The organism is Asticcacaulis sp. YBE204, from assembly GCF_000495855.1.
In the GTDB taxonomy this organism is placed as follows: Bacteria; Pseudomonadota; Alphaproteobacteria; order Caulobacterales; family Caulobacteraceae; genus Asticcacaulis.
In genome coordinates this window covers 1-1,132 of the sequence record NZ_AWGF01000031.1, presented here as the reverse complement: position 1 = coordinate 1,132, position 1,132 = coordinate 1, and the positions used below count along the sequence as shown (strand labels likewise).

Annotated in this window: 1 protein-coding gene; it reads right to left on the bottom strand. The window is 53.9% G+C overall.

What is annotated here, in order from left to right; translation table 11 throughout:
- Positions 1 to 42: 42 nt before the first annotated feature.
- Positions 43 to 1,056, bottom strand: coding sequence for an IS30 family transposase (locus AEYBE204_RS0120930; protein ID WP_031231681.1), 1,014 nt, complete (start codon positions 1,054 to 1,056; stop codon positions 43 to 45).
- Positions 1,057 to 1,132 lie beyond the last annotated feature (76 nt).

Genomic DNA, 1,132 nt, shown 5'->3' with positions numbered 1-1,132 from the left:
CGGGGTGATCTCTAACTGAAGTGCGAAGATCGATTTAGTTTATCAGGGCAGGGGTATCTGCGCCAGTTCGGCCTGAAACACCTCGCTCGGTGTACGGTAGCCGAGACACTGGCGGGGCGTATTGTTCATCCGCCGAGCCATTTCGGACAGTGACGCGTCCTCGACGACGGCCAGGTTGGTTTCCAGCGGCAGGTAGCGCCTGAGGCGACCGTTGGCATTCTCGACAGAACCTTTCTGATAAGGTGACGCCGTGTCGCAAAAGTAGCTTTTGATGCCAACCGTTTGATGGAGGTATCGCCAGGCCATAAATTCGGTGCCGCGGTCAAAAGTGATGGTCTGTCGACCCTGCGGCGGAAGGCCTCGCAAGGATTGCTCAATAGCACCCAGCACACCTACCGAGTGACGATCCTTGTTGCGGATGACGATGTGGTAGCGACTCTTTCGCTCCAGCAGACTGGTAACATTGGCCTTGCCGTATTCACGACGGAAGATCACGAGATCGGCCTCCCAGTGGCCGAAAGTCTCGCGATTAGCGATATTTTCAGGTCTTTGATTTATGTTGCAATACAAGGGGATATGGGAGCCACGCGGCTTTCGGCCATGCAATCCACGCCGCGCGCGTCTTCGTTTGGCAAGAAGCATATATAGCGCCATGTCACGGTTTCTGCGGTCATAGACGAACCGATATATCGTCTCGGAACACACGCGTCCGCTCTGGGCTTCAAGCGTTGGATAAAGTTTCAGGCGGCCAGCGATTTGCTCCGGTGACCAATGCTGCTGAAGCTTGTCGATGACATAGACACGAAGGGTTCTATCTCGTTCGAGCTTACGCTGTTTACGGCGACGCCTGCGGGCAAATTCGCTGGCTGTCCACGGAAACCAGCCAGAATATTCCGGGTACTTGTCGCGAAAGAAATTGCGCCGCAGTTCACGGTAAATCGTCGAGTGATGGCGTCCGATTATCTTTGCAATCTGCGGCAACGGAACCTTGCGTTCCAGAAGCTTCATGATCTGACGGCGCTCCGCCATGTCGATGTGACGATAATGATGTCCCATTGTAATATCTCACGTTTGAAGAGGCGATTGATTTGGTTGATCATTCGCACTTCAAATTAGAGTCCACCCGGCTACA